Source organism: Streptomyces sp. MBT53 (assembly GCF_016654115.1).
Taxonomy (GTDB): domain Bacteria; phylum Actinomycetota; class Actinomycetes; order Streptomycetales; family Streptomycetaceae; genus Streptomyces.
This window is the reverse complement of sequence record NZ_JAEQAZ010000012.1, coordinates 35,040-51,187: the sequence shown is the minus strand read 5'-3', so window position 1 is coordinate 51,187 and position 16,148 is coordinate 35,040. Positions and strand designations below refer to the sequence as shown.

Here is a 16,148-nt window from a genome sequence, read left to right as displayed (position 1 = left end):
GTTGGTAAAGTCATGTCCATGACGAAACGGGAGAGTGCAGAGTCGAGCGTGTCCGACTGATCGGAAACGCACCCGAAGGGACGACTCATGGCACTCTCCCGTTCGGCACGTTGGGGGGCCCTCGCGACCGCGGCGGCCTCTTTTCTTGTCATAGCCGCCTCCTCCGCCCCCACCCCCGGCGCCGACGGCATCGGTGACACCTACTTCCCCCAGCTCGGCAACGGCGGCTTCGACGCCCGCCACTACGCCCTCGACGTGGCCTACAACCCGGACACCGACCGCCTCGACGGCCGTACGACGCTCACCGCCCGCGCCACCCAGAACCTCTCCTCCTTCGACCTGGACCTGCAGAAGCTGGAGGTCACCAAGGTCGAAGTGAACGGCAGACGGGCCCAGTTCACCCGCACCGGCGACGAACTGCGCATCACACCAAGGGACTTCCTCCGCAAGGGCAAGGACTTCACGGTCACCGTCACCTACGGCGGCGTGCCCGAACCCCTCAACGGACCCATCGTGTTCGGCTCCGACTACGGCTGGATGAAGACCACCGACGGAGTCTTCGTCGCCTGCGAACCCAACGCCGCCTCCACCTGGTTCCCGTCCAGCGACCACCCGTCCGACAAGGCCACCTACGACATCCGCATCAAGGCCCCCAAGGGCCTCACCGGAGTCTCCAACGGCCGCCTCGTCTCGACGTACGACAAGGGCGACTCGACGTACACCCACTGGCGCGAGAGCAAGCCGATGGCGACCTATCTCGCCACCGCCACCATCGGGAAGTTCGACGTCAAGACGGGGACGACCCCCGGCGGCACCCCGATCTACGTCGCCATCGACCCGGTCCTCGCCAACAGCAACAGCGTCGACGTGTACGCCGTGACGGCCGCCGCCACCGACTACTGGTCGCAGGTCTTCGGGCCGTACCCCTTCGAGGAGACCGGCGCGATCGTCGACGACATGCCGGAGGCCGGGTTCTCGCTCGAAGTGCAGAGCAAGCCCGCCTACTCCGCCGTGCGCAGCGAGTCGACGATCGTGCACGAGCTGGCCCACCAGTGGTTCGGCGACTCCGTGTCGGTCGCGCACTGGAAGGACATCTGGCTCAACGAGGGCTTCGCGACCTACGCCCAGTGGCTGTGGGCCGAGCACCAGGGCACCCGCACCGCCCACGACTCGTTCCTGGCCGGCTACAACGCCCGCCCCGCCGACAGCACGTTCTGGCAGACCGTCGTGGCGGACCCGCAGCGCGACACGATGTTCGCCTCCGCCGTCTACCAGCGCGGCGCGATGACCCTCCAGATGCTGCGCGAACGCATCGGCGACACCGCGTTCTTCAAGCTGCTGCCGACCTGGACGAAGCTGCACCGCTACGGCAACGCGAGCACCGAGCAGTTCATCAAGCTCGCCGAGAAGATCAGCGGCCAGCAGCTCGACGACCTGTTCCAGACCTGGCTCTACACGACGGGCAAGCCCACCCTGTAGGTCCGTCCTGCCGAACCCCACGGGTAACAATGTGGGGTGCTTCAGCAACTGTTCAGCCCCTCCGTCCAGCACACGCTCGACCTCGTCGGCATCTTCGTGTTCGCCATCTCCGGCGCGTTGCTGGCCGTCCGCAAGAACTTCGACGTGTTCGGCATCGCCGTGCTCGCCGAGGTCACCGCGCTGGGCGGAGGGATCTTCCGGGACGTGATCATCGGGGCGGTCCCCCCGGCCGCCTTCACGGACCTGGGCTACTTCATCACCCCGCTCTTCGCCGCGCTCCTCGTCTTCTTCCTCCATCCGCACGTGGAGCGCATCCAGGCCGGCGTCAACGTCTTCGACGCGGCGGGACTCGGCCTGTTCTGCGTCTCGGGCACGGTGAAGGCGTACGACTACGGGCTCAGCCTCACCTCCTCGGCCGCCCTGGGTCTGGCCACCGCCGTCGGCGGCGGTGTGCTGCGGGACGTCCTCGCCAACGAGACCCCGTCCCTGCTCCGCTGGGACCGCGACCTGTACGCGGTCCCGGCGATCGTCGGTGCCACCATCTCCGTGCTCTGCATCCACTACGACGCGCTGACCCCCCTCACCAGTGGGCTCGCGATCGTCACCGCTTTCGTGTTGCGCCTGCTCGCGATGCGGTTCCACTGGCGAGCTCCGCGTGCGTGGAACCGGAGGTCGAACGCCCGCGAGGATCCGACGACGACTTCGTGATCCGGGGGTGGTTCTGGCCCAGCTCCAGGGTCAGCCAGCGGAACACCGTCTTCACCTGGGGCCGCCACAGCGCCATGGTGTGCCCACCGTCGCTGCGCGGCAGGAACACCACATGCACGCTCGTCGGCGCCTTCGCGATCTGTTCGAGGGCCACGCCCGCCTCGTAGCCGTCGCCGGACTCGCCGGACAGGTACATCGCGATCGGCGGCGGCGTGGCCGCCTTCTTGAGCAGCAGGTAGGGGTTGTTCGCCTCCCGCAGGGCGACGCTCTGCGCGGCCAGCGAATTGCGTTCGCCGATCGGGTCGTTGTAGCCGGACATGCTCACCGCGGCCTGATAGCGGTCGGGGTGGGCGACGGCGAGCTTGACCGCGCAGTGCGCGCCGGCCGAGTAGCCGGCGACTCCCCAGCCCTTGGGGGCGGGCTGGGCGCGGAAGTTGTCCGTGACCATCTTCGGTACGTCGACGCTGAGCCAGGTGTCGGCGTTGACCGTGCCGGGGATGTTGGCGCACCCGGTGTCCACGCCGGCCAGCAGGTTGTAGCGCGGCGCGACCAGGATGAAGGGCGCGATCCGCCCGCTCCTCATCAGCGGCTCCAACTGCTGGGTCACGTGCATCGACCCGAACCAGGCCTTGGCGGACCCGGGCCAGCCCGGCAGCAGTTCCACGACGGGGAACTTCTTGTGGCGGTAGGCCGCCTCCTTGTACTGCGGCGGGGTCCAGACGTAGACCTCGGCGTTCACGCCCGACACCCGGCCCTTGAGCTGGGTGACCTCCACCTGTCCCGCGGAACTCATGCCGGGTCCTGAGGCGGGGGAGAAGTCCTGCTTGACCTTGGGCAGTCGGTTCAGCGAGATGTTGCCGGTGCCGTTCTTGCCGAGGTTCGCGGCCTGCTGGACGTGGTTGCCGGTGCCGAGGAGGTCGGCCCAGTTGTCGTACAGGTTGTTCTGGTTGTTGACCATCACGAAGACCAGGGTGACGGCCGTGGCCTGCGCGAACAGCAGCATCAGGGCCCGGGCCGCCACACGTACGACCTTGGGGCCGCGCATCCGCGACCACAGCACGAGCGGCAGTATGAGGGCGACGATCGTCAGCACGACGGCGGTGTAGAGGAACGGAGTCCCGGTGAGGCTCATGTCCCCAAAGAGGGGGATCACGGGCCGTGGGTCACGGACGAGTGCGGACACTTACCAAGAAATTGCCGGGCGCTCACCCGAGTGGCCGGTGTTTTCATATGCCCGCAACAACAAAGCTACCGCTTAGTAATCGACTGTTGTACGGTTCATCCATGCGAGAAGCAGCATCCGCACCGACGGCCACGCGGGCCACGATCGGTGACAGCGAGTTCGACCGCGACACGGCGGTCACCCGTCGCGCCCCGGGCGTCTACGACATCGACCTCTCGGCCGGCTGGACGATCATCAACGCGGTCAACGGCGGCTACCTCCTGTCCGTCCTGGGCCGGGCCCTGGCGGACGCGCTCCCGCACCCCGACCCGTTCACGATCTCCGCGCACTACCTCACGGCGTCCCAGCCGGGCCCGGCGGTCGTCCGCACGGACGTGGTCCGCACCGGCCGCACCCTCTCGACGGGCCAGGCGTCCCTCTTCCAGTACGACGACGAGGGCCGCGAGGTGGAACGCATCCGCGTCCTCGCCTCCTACGGCGACCTGGACACCCTCCCGGACGACGTCCGCACGACGGCTCGCCCACCGGTGTTCCCACCCATGGACCAGTGCTTCGGCCCGGAAGACGGCCCAGCACCGGTGGACGGCAGCTCAGCCATCACCGACCGCCTGATGCTGAAGCTCGACCCGTCCACCCTCGGCTGGGCCCTCGGCGCCCCCTCCGGCAAGGGCGAGATGCGCTCCTGGTTCGGTCTCGCGGACGGCCGCGACGCGGACCCGCTCTCCCTGCTCCTGGCAGTGGACGCGCTCCCCCCGACGGCCTTCGAGATAGGCCTCAAGGGCTGGGTCCCCACGGTGGAACTCACGGTCCACGTCCGCTCCCGCCCCGCACCAGGACCGCTGAGGGTCTCGATCACCACCCGCAACCTGGCCGGCGGCTTCCTGGAGGAGGACGCGGAGGTCTGGGACAGCACGGACCGACTGGTGGCACAGTCACGGCAGTTGGCGCGGGCGAGACTGAGCTGAGGGACTCCCGTTCCGAGAGTGGCCGCCAACTCCGGCCGGTCTTCGGCTGCTTCGGGGCCACGGCAGTGAACCCCGTGAGTTCAGGCGCCACGTTCGGCCCACGGTTGTCGCCGGGCTGTGGGCGGTGCGCCACGACGGGTCGCCCGCGCCGCGTCGGGCTCGGCCGGTCTGTCGTGCCCGAGCCCGACCCCAACTGCCGCTGAACGCCGGGTCCTTCGGGCGCAGGGTGCCGGGCGCCGCGGCGCGGGATGGGTCGGGCTTGCGCAGGTCGGCGGACGGACCGGCCGGGGCGAGCCCGAAGGGGCGGCCGGTGACTCGCCGGGTCCGTCCCAGGCACGGGTCGCGATCCCGTGACGCCATATGCGATCCGCTGCCGCCTTCGCGTGGCCGGCCACCCGGCCCGTGCCCGGTTCAGCCGAGTGGCTTTCGGCCCAGCCAGGCTGCCAGCTGGGCGTAGGCGTCCGGCTTTTCGGGGGTGGGTTGGGCCGTGTCGAAGGGGGTGTCCGCGTCGCGTTGTTCGTCCGGCAGGACGCGGCGGGCGATGGTGAGGGCGAACTCGGCGAGTTCCGGGTCGAGTTCGAGGGGGTGGCCGAGGGACTCGGAGAGGTCCCAGGTGTGGGTGACGTTCTCCATGAGGTAGCCGGAGAGAGCCGCGCGGCCCGGTGCCTCGCCCCACGGGACCCGGACCGGCGCGTCCAGCCGGGTGTCGTCCGCCCAGGCGCTGAGGACCCGTACGCGGGCCTTCTCGTACGCGGCCGGCCAGCCCTCGTCGGCGACGCCGTCCACGAAGGGGTGTACGGCCATGCCGTCGCCGCCCTCGCCGATCGTCGCGATGCGCAGCGTGCCGCCGACGATATGGCTCAGCAGGGTCCGTACGTCGAACTCCGTGCACGGGGTGGGACCGGCCAGCTGCTCCGGTCGTACCGTCCTGATCAGCGCGGCGGCCTGCTCGGTGGCTCGGGTGTAGAGGGGGCGGGGGTCCGTGGCGTTTGTGTTCATGGCCCCGATGGTGGACCCATAACCTGACAGATTCCGTCAACATTTGCGCCGCCCTTCCAAGCGGCGGATCCTGAGGGCGTGAAGGCCGATCGTCTCCTTTCCATCCTGCTGCTCCTGCAGACCCGGGGCCGTGTCCCCGCACACGAACTCGCCGACCGGCTCGAGGTGTCGGTGCGGACCATCTACCGGGACGTCGAGGCGCTGTCCGCCTCCGGGGTGCCGGTCTACGCCGAGCGCGGGCGGCACGGCGGGATCGAGCTGCTCGCCGGGTTCCGTACCGATGTCACGGGCCTGACCGCCGACGAGTCGCGCGCCCTGTTCATCCTCGCCGCGCAGGGCGCCCACGCGGCGCTCGGCCTCGACGCCGCGCTCGGTTCCGCGCTGCGCAAGGTGATGGCCGCGCTGCCGGCGCCGTACCGCCCGGCCGCCGAGGTGACCTCCCGGCGGATCCTCGTCGACGCCACCCGCTGGAAGGGCGGGCCCCAACCTGCCGTGGATCTCGATGTGTTGCAGGACGCCGTGTTCACCGACCGGCGGCTGCGGCTGCGTTACCGGCACAGCGGCGCGAAGGAACCGAGCACCTACACCGTCGATCCGTACGGTCTCGTCTCCAAGGCCGGTGTCTGGTACCTCGTCGCCGACCGCCGTGCGCGCCCCCGCCTCTTCCGCGCCGACCGCGTGCACTCCGCCGCCCTCCTGCCCGACCCGGTGAAGCGCCGCCCGGGCGTCGAACTCGCCGACGCCTGGGAGGAGTTGCGCCGCCAGGTCGAGGAACGCCCCGGCGGACTCGACGTCACCGTCCGGGTCCGCCGCTCCCGCCTCGACATGTTCCTGCGCCTCAACGCCTCCTCCCTGGCCGAACTCCCCGACGACGAGGGCGAGGAGGAGTGGGCGACGGTCCGGTTGTCCTACGGCGTCGTCCGCGAGGCGCGTCAACTGCTCCAGTTCGCCGACGCGTTGGAGGTCGTGTCGCCGCCGGAGGTGCGCGCGGAAGTGGCCGCGGCGGCTGCTTCTGTCACGGAGCTGTACCAGCGAGTAAGTGGGCCGTCCTCGTGAACTCGCAGGTCAGGAAGGTCACTTGGGCTGCCCTTTACTCGGTGCACAGGGTGAGGACAGGGCGCCTACAAGGAAGCCCTAAGGGGCGTTGATTGAGTTCCCGCCACAAGGCATCCTCATCGTTTTTGGAGCTGTTTCTCATGAAGCGTGCGCGTCTCCTCCCCGCAGTGGCCCTGCTGGCGCTCTCGCCCCTGGCCCTCGCGGCCTGCGGGTCGAGCGACTCCTCGTCGTCCTCCGGCAGCGCCAACTCCGGTTCCACACAGTCCTGTTCCGCGCCGACCGGCAACGCCACGGCGCGGCCCAGTGGTGCCCCGTCCGGCGCCCCCTCCGGTGCGCCCACGGGCGCCGCGGCCTCGGGCCGGCCGACGGGCATGCCGACCGGCAACGCGTCCGGCATGCCGAGCGGTGGTCCCGGTGGCGGAGGCGGCCAGGGCGGCGGCCCCGGCGGCGGGTGCGGCGGAGGCCCGGGCGGTGGCCAGATGAGCGGGGCCCCGCAGCAGGGCTGACCGCTCTCCGCACGACAGGGGCGGCGCACCCGTACACCGGGGGCGCCGCCCCTGGCGTATGTCCGCGGCCGGAACCGCTCAGCCGAGCCAGTGCCGGCGGCCGACGCTGATCAACCGCATCTGGCGGGTGGCGAGTCGGGTCACCCGCTCGCGCTCGTGCTCCTCGTCGGAGGTCTCCCGCGCCTCCATGAAGAGCGAGGCCGTGATGAGCATCTGGTCGACGTACAGGTGGGCCAGCATCATCAGGTCGGAGTCGTTCCAGCCGCCGGACTCCGGGTCCCTGGCGAGTTCCGCCTTCACCTCGTCGGCGAACCGGGCGAGTTGGTCCCGGATGGCCTCCCGCACCGGCTGGACCCCGCCGTGCCGCTCGCGCGCCAGGAAGCGGACGTGGGCCGGGTGCGTGTCCACGTGGTCGGCGATCAACTGGACGGCGCGCGCGATGCGTTGGTCGCTGTCCTCCGCCGTCGCCACCGCCTGCCGGATCATCGGGTGCAGACTGCCGAGCGCCTCCTCGACGAGCGCCACCCCGAGGTCGGCCGTGGAGCGGAAGTGCCGGTAGAACGCGGTCGGCGCGACCCCCACGGCACGGGTGACCTCGCGCAGGCCCAGGCTGCTCAGGCTCTGCTCCTCCAGCAGCCCCAACGCGGCGTCCAGCAACGCCTGTCGGGTCTTCTGCTTCTGTACCTGCCGGATGCCGAGGGTGTGACTCATGTCATCCAGTTAACAACTGTTCTCCGGAATTGAAAAGCCGCCGGAGACGCTAGACTCAAAGTCAGTGAACAAGTGTTACTACAACCGTTCACCGAAACGTAACGAGAGTCTGCTCAAGTCGTCTCGGAGGGGGAGTCATCCCATGCTGGTCCTCGTCGCAGCGCTCCTGCTGTTCGGCGTCGTGATGGGCACCGTGGCCCACGCGTCGTTCGCCTTCACCGCCGTCGCCGCCACCGTCATCGCCGTATGGCTGGGCGTCTTCGCGCTCCGCGAGCGGCACGGCCGCCGCGGCCGTACGTCCGCCAACTGACCGCCCGTCCATCCGCCCACCCGATCCTCGGGAGCCGAACCACCATGCAACTCACCGCACCGGCAACCAACACCACCACCGAGCTCAAGGCCACCGGCCGCCGTGACGCCGACGGCATGGCCGTCGCGTCCTTCATCCTCGGCCTCGTCGGCCTGCTCGTCCTCAACGTCTTCCTCGGCCCCATCGCCATCGCCCTGGCCGGCGTGGCCCTGTGGCGCGGTACCGCTCGTCGCGGCCGGGCGCTCCTCGGCCTCGGACTCGGCATCGCCGATCTGCTGGTCCTCGTCGCCTTCATGCAGCTGGACAGCACGGTCTCCTGGAACTTCTAGCCGGGCCCACCCCTCCGGGGTACCCGCCGGGGACCGTAGAATCGGCGGCACCATGGCATACCTCGACCACGCCGCGACCACCCCGATGCTTCCCGAGGCAGTCGAGGCGATGACGGCCCACCTGAGCATCACGGGCAACGCCTCCTCCCTCCACGCTTCCGGCCGCAGGGCCCGCCGTACGGTCGAAGAGTCCCGGGAGACCCTTGCCGAAGCGCTCGGCGCCCGCCCCAGCGAGGTGGTGTTCACCTCCGGCGGCACCGAGGCCGACAACCTCGCGGTGAAGGGCCTGTACTGGTCCCGCCGCGACGCCGACCCGGCCCGCACCCGGGTGCTGGCCAGCCCCGTCGAGCACCACGCCGTCCTGGACGCCGTCCACTGGCTGGGTGAACACGAGGGCGCCACCGTCGAGTACCTCCCGGTCGACTCCTACGGCCGTGTCCACCCCGAGGTGCTGCGCGAGGCCGTCGCCCGCAACCCCGACGACGTCGCCCTGGCCACCGTGATGTGGGCCAACAACGAGATCGGTACGGTCCTGCCGATCCGCGAACTCGCCGACGTGGCCCAGGAGTTCGGCGTCCCGCTGCACGCCGACGCGGTGCAGGCCTTCGGCCAGGTCCCGGTCGACTTCGCCGCCTCCGGCCTCGCCGCGATGACGGTCTCCGGCCACAAGATCGGCGGCCCGTACGGCATCGGCGCGCTGCTCCTGGGCCGCGAGTACACCCCCGTACCCGTCCTGCACGGCGGCGGCCAGGAACGCCATGTCCGCTCCGGCACCCTCGACGTCCCCGCCATCGCCTCGTTCGCCGTCGCCGGCCGCCTCGCCGCGCAGCAGCGCGAGTGGTTCGCCCACGAGATCGGCGCCCTCCGCGACAACCTCGTCACAGCCGTCCTTACGGCCGTCCCGGACGCGATCCTCGGCGGGGACCCGGTGAACCGGCTGCCGGCCAACGCCCACTTCACGTTCCCCGGCTGCGAGGGCGACTCCCTGCTGCTCCTGCTGGACGCCCAGGGCATCGAGTGCTCCACCGGCTCCGCCTGCACGGCGGGCGTCGCCCAGCCCAGCCATGTCCTGCTCGCCACCGGCACCGCCCCGGACCTGGCCCGCGGCACCCTGCGCTTCTCGCTGGGCCACACCTCGACGGAGGCCGACGTGGAGGCCGTGGCGAAGGCGATCGCTCCGGCGGTGGAACGGGCCCGCGCCGCCGGGCTGACCTGACCCGACCCGCACACGCGAAGAACCGGGGAGAGCCCGCCGACTCTCCCCGGTCACATGTGTCCGGCGTCCACGGGGGAGGCACACGCCGGACGGCGGGGAACCCGTGCTCCTCGCGGAACTGGCGGAACTAGGAGTCCGTCACCATGAGGGAGGCCATCATGCCCTCGTCCTCGTGCTGCAACAGGTGGCAGTGGAGCATGTACATGTAGGTGTCGTCGGAGAAGTCGGTGAACTCCATGGCGATCTTGATCGAGCCGCCACCGACCACCTCGTAGGTGTCGTACCAGCCGAGCTGGACCCCGGTGGGATCCTCACCGTTGATGGCGATCAGCTGATAGGGCACGTCGTGCAGGTGGAACGAGTGCTCCAGCTGGGTGGAGTTCTGGATCGTCCAGATCTCCTTCGAGCCGACCGTCGTGCTGATCATCGCCATCGCGGCCATGGTCGTGCCCGCCGACCCGTTGATCAGCATCGTGGCGCCGTTCTGGCCCAGGGTGATCGTGCGGGCGGTGAAGTCGCTCGTGTCGTAGCGGTCGATGGTGTTGAGGGTGCTGGGCAGGTCGTCCGGGGTGTCGGTGCCGCTGGCCGTGATCGCGAGGAAGTCGTACGTGCCGCTGCCGCCGCGGATCCAGCCGGTGGTGATCACGACCTGGAGGGTGGCGTCCGCGGTGAGGTCCATGGTGAATTCGGCACGGGCGCCGGCCACCAGGCGGATCGTGGTCACCTCGGTGGCCTCGGTCAGATAACCCTGGTCGGTGCTGATCTGGTTGAGGGTGCCGCCGTCACTGCGCTGGATGGTGATGATGTCGGACGGTGAGGCGTTCAGTGCGCGGAAGCGGGTGCGGGTCTTGGTGGCGGTGAAACCGAGCGTGGTGGAGTCCACGTTGGTCCCGTTGACCAGGAGGGGGAAGGTGGTCGTGCTCAGCCGGTAGCCGGCCGCGTCGTACTTGATGTCCCCGGAGGTGTCGACGGCCAGGGACTGGAAGATGAGCGGGATGTCGTCGACGCCGTAGTCGCTGGGCAGCGCGGCGGAGGCGTCCGTGGAGTCCTCGACGATGATCATCCCGGCGAGGCCGTGCACGGCCTGCTTGGCGGTGGTGCCGAGGGCGTGCGGGTGGTACCAGAGCGTGGTGGCCGGGTCCTTGACCGTGAACGTGGGGGACCAGGTCTCGCCGTCGGCGAACGCGACCTGCGGGCCGCCGTCCATCTTCGCGGGCACGTGGGCGCCGTGGAAGTGGACCGTCGTGTCCTCGCCGATGTCGTTGGTGATGTTGAGGAGGACCACGTCGCCGTTGGTCCACTTCATGGTCGGGCCCAGGAAGTCCTGGTTGTAGCCCATCGTGCTGCTGGTGACGCCCGAGATCACCTCGTGGGTGCCGGTCTTGGCCTCCAGCGTGAAGGTGGTGGTGCCGTCGGAGGTGGTGCCCTCCAGCAGGTCGGGGATGGTGAGGGTGGTGTCCGCCGCGGACGCCTTGTTCTTCGCCGCGTCGTTCAGCAGGGAGAAGGCACCTCCGGCGGCGGCCACCGCCGCGATGCCGGCCCCGGCCATCCCACCGAGGAACTTGCGCCGGTGCACACCCTTGCCCCGGGCCGCACTGCCCTTGCTGCGCTCGCGCTTCTCGGCCGTGGATTTGCGGTGGTTGCCCTTGCTGTCGCTGCTTGCTTCGGACGCGGGCTCACTGGTGTGTGTCATGGCGCCAGAGATTTGACCTAAGGCCTGTGTAAAAACTGGGTGGTAGTTAGCAGTGGGCAGAGCAGTCTGTGAAACGTGAGGTCACACGATCTCTTCACAACTCCCCTGACTCGCAAGGCGAGTTGGCGTACCCCAGGTCACATCCCGAGCAGGGGACGCATCGGACACCGCCGTGACTGAAACGACTCATAGCCAAGCCGGGTGTGACCCGAGTCACACCCCTGTCCGGTGTGCCCGCCTTACGAGCGCCATGTACCGGTCCCAGTCCCAGTACCGACCGGGGTCCGTGTGATCGGTCCCCGGCACCTCCACGTGCCCGATGACGTGCTTGCGGTCGACCGGGATTCCGTAGCGCCGGCATATCGCGGCCGTCAGCCGCGCGGAGGACGCGTACATCGCGTCGGTGAACGACGACGCCTCCTCCACGAAGCCCTCGTGCTCGATGCCGACACTGCGTTCGTTGTACTCCCGGTTGCCCGCGTGGAAGGCCACGTCCAGCTCGCGGATCATCTGCGTGATGTGCCCGTCCTCGCGCACGATGTAGTGCGCCGCCGCCCCGTGCGCCGGGTCCTGGAAGACCTTCACCGCGCTGCGGAAACTGCCCTGGGTGACATGGACGACCACCCGGTCTATCCCGTAGTCGTCCGGCCGGTCCGCCCGCCGGTAGTTCGCCGGGGACGCCGACACCCACTGCGCGCCCCGGAAGTCCACCGCGCCCGCCACCCGCGGCTTCTCCACCCCGGGCAGCCGCCACCACAGCCGCGCCAGCTCGTCCCGCGCCAGCGCCGCCGTCCCCACGGCCGCCGCGGCACCGCCGATCAGCAGCGCCCGCCGACCCGTGACCCGCCGCGCGGTCTCCGTGTGCCCGCCCTGTGTCTCCCCCATGCGATCTTCAACGGATACTCGCGGGTCCCGGTTCCCGGCGACCCGTACCCTGGAAGGGTTATGACTGAGACCTCGCAGCGCCCCCGCCCCCTCCGCGTACTCGCCGCCATGTCCGGCGGCGTGGACTCCGCCGTCGCCGCCGCCCGCGCCGCCGAAGCCGGCCACGACGTGACCGGCGTGCACCTCGCGCTCTCCGCGAACCCGCAATCGTTCCGCACGGGCGCGCGTGGCTGTTGCACCATCGAGGACTCACGGGACGCCCGCCGCGCGGCCGACGTCATCGGCATCCCGTTCTACGTCTGGGACCTCGCCGACCGCTTCCGCGAGGACGTCGTCGAGGACTTCGTCGCCGAGTACGAGGCCGGCCGCACCCCGAACCCCTGCCTGCGCTGCAACGAGAAGATCAAGTTCGCCGCGCTCCTCGACAAGGCGCTCGCCCTCGGCTTCGACGCGGTCTGCACCGGCCACTACGCCCAGGTGATCGTGGGCGAGGACGGCACCCGCGAACTGCACCGCGCCTCCGACATGGCCAAGGACCAGTCCTACGTCCTCGGCGTCCTGGACGAGCGGCAGTTGGCGCACGCCCTGTTCCCGCTCGGCGACACGGTCACCACGAAGGACGAGATCCGCGCGGAGGCCGAGCGCCGCGGCCTCGCCGTCGCCAAGAAGCCCGACTCGCACGACATCTGCTTCATCGCCGACGGCGACACCCAGGGCTTCCTCGCAGGCCGCCTCGGCAAGGCGGAGGGCGACATCGTCGACGAGTCCGGCACGGTCGTCGGCTCGCACGAGGGCGCGTACGGCTTCACCATCGGCCAGCGCAAGGGCCTGCGCATCGGCACCCCGGCCGCCGACGGCAAGCCGCGCTACGTCCTGGACATCTCCCCGGTGAACAACACGGTGACGGTCGGCCCGGCCGCCTCCCTGGACGTCAGCGCCCTCACCGCCGTCAAGCCCCGCTGGTGTGGCACGGCCCCCACCGGGCCCGGCACCTACACCGCCCAGCTCCGCGCCCACGGCGGCGAGACCGAGGTCACCGCCGAACTCGTCGACGGCACCCTGGAGGTGACCTTCACCGAGCCGGTCCGGGGCGTGGCCCCCGGGCAGGCGATCGTCCTGTACGACGACACGCGCGTGGTGGGGTCGGCGACGATCGCGACGACCACGCGCGCGGCGACGGCGATGGCGTGACCCTTCGGGGAGTCGCTCTCCGGAGTGCGTGACTTTCACACGCCGACCGCGCGGTCAGCGCGTGAAGAACTCCGTGAGCAGTGGCGCCAGGACAACCGGGTCCACCATGTGGGTCTGACCGTCCAGGGTGCGATACGTCCCGTCCGGCGCCGCGTCCGCCACCGCCCGCGCGGCCTCCCGCATCCACTCCGCGCTCGCGCCGCCCGCGACCGTGAGCACCGGGACGGACAGCGACGCCAGCCGCTCCGCCGGCACCAGGCCGTCGCCCATGGCCGCGTCGTCGTAGGCGAGGGTCGGGGCGATGGCCTCCATGCCGGGCCACATGGGGGAGCGTCGGGCGCCCTGGATCATCTCCGGGGGTGCGCCGGTGAGCGCCATGAACAGCTCGACGGCGTCGCCGCGGCGGCCCTCGGCCAGCAGTTCCGTCAGCCGCTCGGTGTACTCGGCGCGCTCCTTGGCGCCGGACGCGTCGAGGGCGAACGGCGGCTCGTAGAGGGCGACTTGAGTGACCGGCAGGCCGCTCGCCGCCGCGTGCAGGACGAGGGCGGCGCCCGACGAGTGGCCGTAGAGCGCCGCGCTGCCGCCCACGGCGTCGATCAGTGCCGCGAGATCCTCCACCTCGCGGGCCACGGCGAAGGGCGCCGTGTCGCCACTCGCGCCCCGGCCCCGGCGGTCGTACGGGACGGCCGTGAACCGGTGCGCGAGCTGTGCGGCGAGCGGCAGCAGGCCGTCGCCCGTCGTCATCGCGCCACCGACCAGGACGACGGGCGGGCCCGCGCCGATGCGTTCGTACGCGACGGCGGTGCCGTCGCGCGAAACAGTGTTCTTGTCCATGCCCTGGAGACTGCCGCAGGGCGGCGGACTAATCGGTCACGACACTTCCGCTCACAACACTTCTACTTCGTAGAAGCAGAGGTGGTCCTTGATCTGCGCCACGTCCGGCTTGGGGTCGGGGTACGCCCACACCAGGTCGGTCGCGTCCGGGAGCGACCAGTAGGACGCGTCGCCCTTGAAGGGGCAGTGGGTGTGGGTCTCGGAGGGGGTCAGGAGGTCCAGGCGTACGTCCTCCGGGGGGAGGTAGTAGCGCACGGGACAGCCGGTCTCCTTCAGCACGAGGGGCCGGTCGCTCTCCGCCAGCACCTGGTCGCCGTGGACGACGCGTACCCGCCGGTCGCCCTGCTCGATCGTGATCGTGTGTCCGTCAGCCATACCGGAAAAGCACTCGCGGGCCCCCGGTTCTTCCCGCGTACGGTGACGGATATGAAGATCTGTGTCTTTCTCTCCGCCGCCGACCTGGACGAGCGCTACACACGCCCCGCGCGGGAGTTCGCCGAACTGCTCGGCAAGGCCGGGCACACGCTCGTGTGGGGCGGCTCCGACACCGGGCTGATGAAGGTGGTCGCCGATGGCGTGCACGAGGCCGGCGGACGCCTGGTGGGCGTCTCGGTGACCTTCCTGGCGGCGAAGGCGCGGGCGGGCGCCGACGAGATGGTGATCGCGGCCGACCTCGCCGAACGCAAGAAGCTGCTCCTGGAGAAGGCCGACGCCGTGGTCGTCATGGTGGGCGGCACCGGGACGCTGGACGAGGCCACGGAGATCCTGGAACTGAAGAAGCACGGCCACACCGACAAACCGGTGGTGGTGCTCAACACGGCGGGCTTCTACGACGGCCTCAAGACGCAGTTCCAGCGGATGGAGGCGGAGGGCTTCCTGGCCCTCCCGCTCACCGGCCTGGTGTTCTTCGCGGAGGAGCCGGTCGGGGCGCTGGCCTACCTGGAGGAGTCCCTGGGCATCCACTGATGCGAGCATGGCGGGCATGGCTACACATGTGATCACCGGGGCCGGTTCCGGCATCGGCGAGGCCGTCGCCCGCCGTCTGCACGCGCGCGGGGACGATCTCGTGCTGCACGCGCGCGATGCCGGCCGCGCGAAGGAACTGGCGGCGGAGTACCCCGGGGCGCGCACCCTGGTGGGCGACCTCGCGGACCCCGACCGGCTCAGCTGGGCGTTCTCCCACCAGAGCCTGCCCGACCGGGTGGACACGCTCCTGCACATCGCCGGGGTCGTCGACCTGGGCCCGGTCGGCGAGCTGACCCCGAAGACCTGGCACCACCAGCTCAACGTCAACCTCGTCGCCCCCGCCGAACTGACCCGCCACCTCCTGCCCCAACTCCGGGTGTCCGGCGGCCATGTGGTCTTCGTGAACTCCGGCGCGGGACTGCGGGCGAGCGCCGACTGGTCCGCGTACGCCGCCTCCAAGCACGGCCTGAAGGCCCTGGCGGACGCCCTGCGCCACGAGGAACACCCCAACGGCGTCCGCGTCACCTCGGTCTACCCCGGCCGCACCGCCAGCCCCATGCAGGCCAAGGTCCACCAGCAGGAGGGCAAGGAGTACGACCCCGCCCAGTGGATCGACCCCGAGTCGGTCGCGACGACGATCCTCATGGCCATCGACCTTCCGACGGACGCGGAGGTCAACGACCTGACGGTGCGGCCGGGAAGGTGACCAGGAAGGCGACCGGGTCGGAGCGATCGCGCGGGGCGAGCGGTGCGGAGGTCCGGGGCTGGCTCGACGAGGTGTGGGGGCGCACGGAGGCCGCGGTGGTCCTCGAAGGCGGCGACAACGGCGGGCCGCTCGCCGAACGCGGCCTGATCGGTGAGGTGTTCGACGCCGAGGGACTCGCGGAGCTGCGCGCTCTCACCACGACCGGCACGTTCATCGACGACATCTGCCGCTGCTACGGGAGCGTGACCATCGCCCTGCTCGACGCCGAGGGCGAGTTCATCGGGAGCGGCAGCGTGCAAGGACTGACGGACGTCTCCTGGGAGCACGACCGATTCCGGAACAACCTGGAGGTGACGGATCCGGAGGGGCTGATCGGGTTCCTGGAGGGGCTCGGGGTCCGGATGCGCTGAG

Annotated in this window: 19 protein-coding genes; 12 read left to right on the top strand and 7 right to left on the bottom strand. The window is 70.4% G+C overall.

Translation table 11 applies throughout. The features are described from left to right. Nucleotides 1–87 precede the first annotated feature (87 nt). Together JHN45_RS06940 and JHN45_RS06935 are read left to right on the top strand one after the other, a co-directional pair. On the top strand, nucleotides 88–1,479 hold the full coding sequence (locus JHN45_RS06940; protein WP_201048384.1) for a M1 family metallopeptidase: 1,392 nt from the start codon (nucleotides 88–90) through the stop codon (nucleotides 1,477–1,479). Between the two features lie 36 nt (nucleotides 1,480–1,515). Beyond that, the gene (locus JHN45_RS06935; protein WP_200714728.1) at nucleotides 1,516–2,187 is read left to right on the top strand and encodes a trimeric intracellular cation channel family protein; all 672 of its coding nucleotides are present in this window, start codon (nucleotides 1,516–1,518) and stop codon (nucleotides 2,185–2,187) included. Here the strand turns inward: JHN45_RS06935 and JHN45_RS06930 are convergent. Continuing rightward, nucleotides 2,081–3,319, bottom strand: coding sequence for an esterase family protein (locus JHN45_RS06930; RefSeq protein ID WP_200714727.1), 1,239 nt, complete (start codon nucleotides 3,317–3,319; stop codon nucleotides 2,081–2,083). The two genes, JHN45_RS06935 and JHN45_RS06930, sit on opposite strands and share 107 nt — an antisense overlap. Before the next feature lie 152 nt (nucleotides 3,320–3,471). On the opposite strand from JHN45_RS06930, the gene JHN45_RS06925 reads away from it, so the two are divergent. Continuing rightward, nucleotides 3,472–4,335 carry a thioesterase family protein gene (locus JHN45_RS06925; protein WP_201048383.1) on the top strand — a complete coding sequence of 288 codons (864 nt, stop codon included), beginning with the start codon at nucleotides 3,472–3,474 and terminating at the stop codon, nucleotides 4,333–4,335. A 411-nt stretch (nucleotides 4,336–4,746) separates the two neighbouring features. Here the strand turns inward: JHN45_RS06925 and JHN45_RS06920 are convergent, their stop codons facing one another. Beyond that, nucleotides 4,747–5,334: a TIGR03086 family metal-binding protein gene (locus tag JHN45_RS06920; protein WP_201048382.1), complete on the bottom strand. Its 588-nt coding sequence runs from the start codon at nucleotides 5,332–5,334 to the stop codon at nucleotides 4,747–4,749. Nucleotides 5,335–5,412: 78 nt separating this feature from the next. Here JHN45_RS06920 and JHN45_RS06915 point away from each other — a divergent pair, with 78 nt between their 5' ends. Continuing rightward, on the top strand, nucleotides 5,413–6,390 hold the full coding sequence (locus tag JHN45_RS06915) for a YafY family protein (protein WP_201048381.1): 978 nt from the start codon (nucleotides 5,413–5,415) through the stop codon (nucleotides 6,388–6,390). 140 nt (nucleotides 6,391–6,530) lie between these two features. Continuing rightward, nucleotides 6,531–6,896, top strand: a complete 366-nt coding sequence (locus JHN45_RS06910) for a hypothetical protein (protein WP_102133348.1) — start codon at nucleotides 6,531–6,533, stop codon at nucleotides 6,894–6,896. A 78-nt stretch (nucleotides 6,897–6,974) separates the two neighbouring features. Here JHN45_RS06910 and JHN45_RS06905 read toward each other — a convergent pair whose 3' ends face one another. Continuing rightward, entirely contained in the window at nucleotides 6,975–7,607 is a 633-nt protein-coding gene (locus JHN45_RS06905; RefSeq protein ID WP_200710245.1) for a TetR family transcriptional regulator, read from the bottom strand. Nucleotides 7,608–7,749: 142 nt separating this feature from the next. Between JHN45_RS06905 and JHN45_RS06900 the strand changes: the two genes are divergently transcribed. The 3 genes from JHN45_RS06900 to JHN45_RS06890 are packed head-to-tail and all read left to right on the top strand — an operon-like array spanning nucleotide 7,750 to nucleotide 9,462. Further along, a complete protein-coding gene (locus JHN45_RS06900) occupies nucleotides 7,750–7,917 on the top strand; it encodes a hypothetical protein (protein WP_200710244.1) in 168 nt (55 codons plus the stop codon). 44 nt (nucleotides 7,918–7,961) lie between these two features. Then, the gene (locus JHN45_RS06895) at nucleotides 7,962–8,246 is read left to right on the top strand and encodes a DUF4190 domain-containing protein (protein ID WP_200710243.1); all 285 of its coding nucleotides are present in this window, start codon (nucleotides 7,962–7,964) and stop codon (nucleotides 8,244–8,246) included. A 52-nt stretch (nucleotides 8,247–8,298) separates the two neighbouring features. Beyond that, nucleotides 8,299–9,462: a cysteine desulfurase family protein gene (locus tag JHN45_RS06890; RefSeq protein ID WP_201048380.1), complete on the top strand. Its 1,164-nt coding sequence runs from the start codon at nucleotides 8,299–8,301 to the stop codon at nucleotides 9,460–9,462. 127 nt (nucleotides 9,463–9,589) lie between these two features. Here the strand turns inward: JHN45_RS06890 and JHN45_RS06885 are convergent, their stop codons facing one another. Continuing rightward, nucleotides 9,590–11,155: a multicopper oxidase family protein gene (locus JHN45_RS06885; protein ID WP_201048379.1), complete on the bottom strand. Its 1,566-nt coding sequence runs from the start codon at nucleotides 11,153–11,155 to the stop codon at nucleotides 9,590–9,592. Between the two features lie 213 nt (nucleotides 11,156–11,368). Then, nucleotides 11,369–12,040 carry an N-acetylmuramoyl-L-alanine amidase gene (locus JHN45_RS06880; protein ID WP_201048378.1) on the bottom strand — a complete coding sequence of 224 codons (672 nt, stop codon included), beginning with the start codon at nucleotides 12,038–12,040 and terminating at the stop codon, nucleotides 11,369–11,371. A 60-nt stretch (nucleotides 12,041–12,100) separates the two neighbouring features. Between JHN45_RS06880 and mnmA the strand changes: the two genes are divergently transcribed. Beyond that, entirely contained in the window at nucleotides 12,101–13,231 is a 1,131-nt protein-coding gene (gene mnmA / locus JHN45_RS06875; protein ID WP_201048377.1) for a tRNA 2-thiouridine(34) synthase MnmA, read from the top strand. A 54-nt stretch (nucleotides 13,232–13,285) separates the two neighbouring features. On the opposite strand, the gene JHN45_RS06870 is transcribed toward mnmA, so the two are convergent. Next, nucleotides 13,286–14,065 (bottom strand): alpha/beta fold hydrolase, encoded by a 780-nt coding sequence (locus JHN45_RS06870; RefSeq protein ID WP_201048376.1) that lies wholly within the window; start codon nucleotides 14,063–14,065, stop codon nucleotides 13,286–13,288. A 51-nt stretch (nucleotides 14,066–14,116) separates the two neighbouring features. Next, a complete protein-coding gene (locus JHN45_RS06865; RefSeq protein WP_019068638.1) occupies nucleotides 14,117–14,440 on the bottom strand; it encodes a DUF427 domain-containing protein in 324 nt (107 codons plus the stop codon). A gap of 51 nt (nucleotides 14,441–14,491) precedes the next feature. Between JHN45_RS06865 and JHN45_RS06860 the strand changes: the two genes are divergently transcribed. The 3 genes from JHN45_RS06860 to JHN45_RS06850 are packed head-to-tail and all read left to right on the top strand — an operon-like array spanning nucleotide 14,492 to nucleotide 16,147. After that, nucleotides 14,492–15,031 carry a TIGR00730 family Rossman fold protein gene (locus JHN45_RS06860; protein WP_201048375.1) on the top strand — a complete coding sequence of 180 codons (540 nt, stop codon included), beginning with the start codon at nucleotides 14,492–14,494 and terminating at the stop codon, nucleotides 15,029–15,031. A gap of 7 nt (nucleotides 15,032–15,038) precedes the next feature. Beyond that, complete coding sequence (locus JHN45_RS06855; protein WP_201048374.1) at nucleotides 15,039–15,737, top strand: SDR family oxidoreductase; 699 nt, start codon at nucleotides 15,039–15,041, stop codon at nucleotides 15,735–15,737. Continuing rightward, nucleotides 15,734–16,147: a hypothetical protein gene (locus JHN45_RS06850; RefSeq protein WP_201048373.1), complete on the top strand. Its 414-nt coding sequence runs from the start codon at nucleotides 15,734–15,736 to the stop codon at nucleotides 16,145–16,147. Before JHN45_RS06855 ends, JHN45_RS06850 begins: the two co-directional genes overlap by 4 nt. Nucleotide 16,148 lies beyond the last annotated feature (1 nt).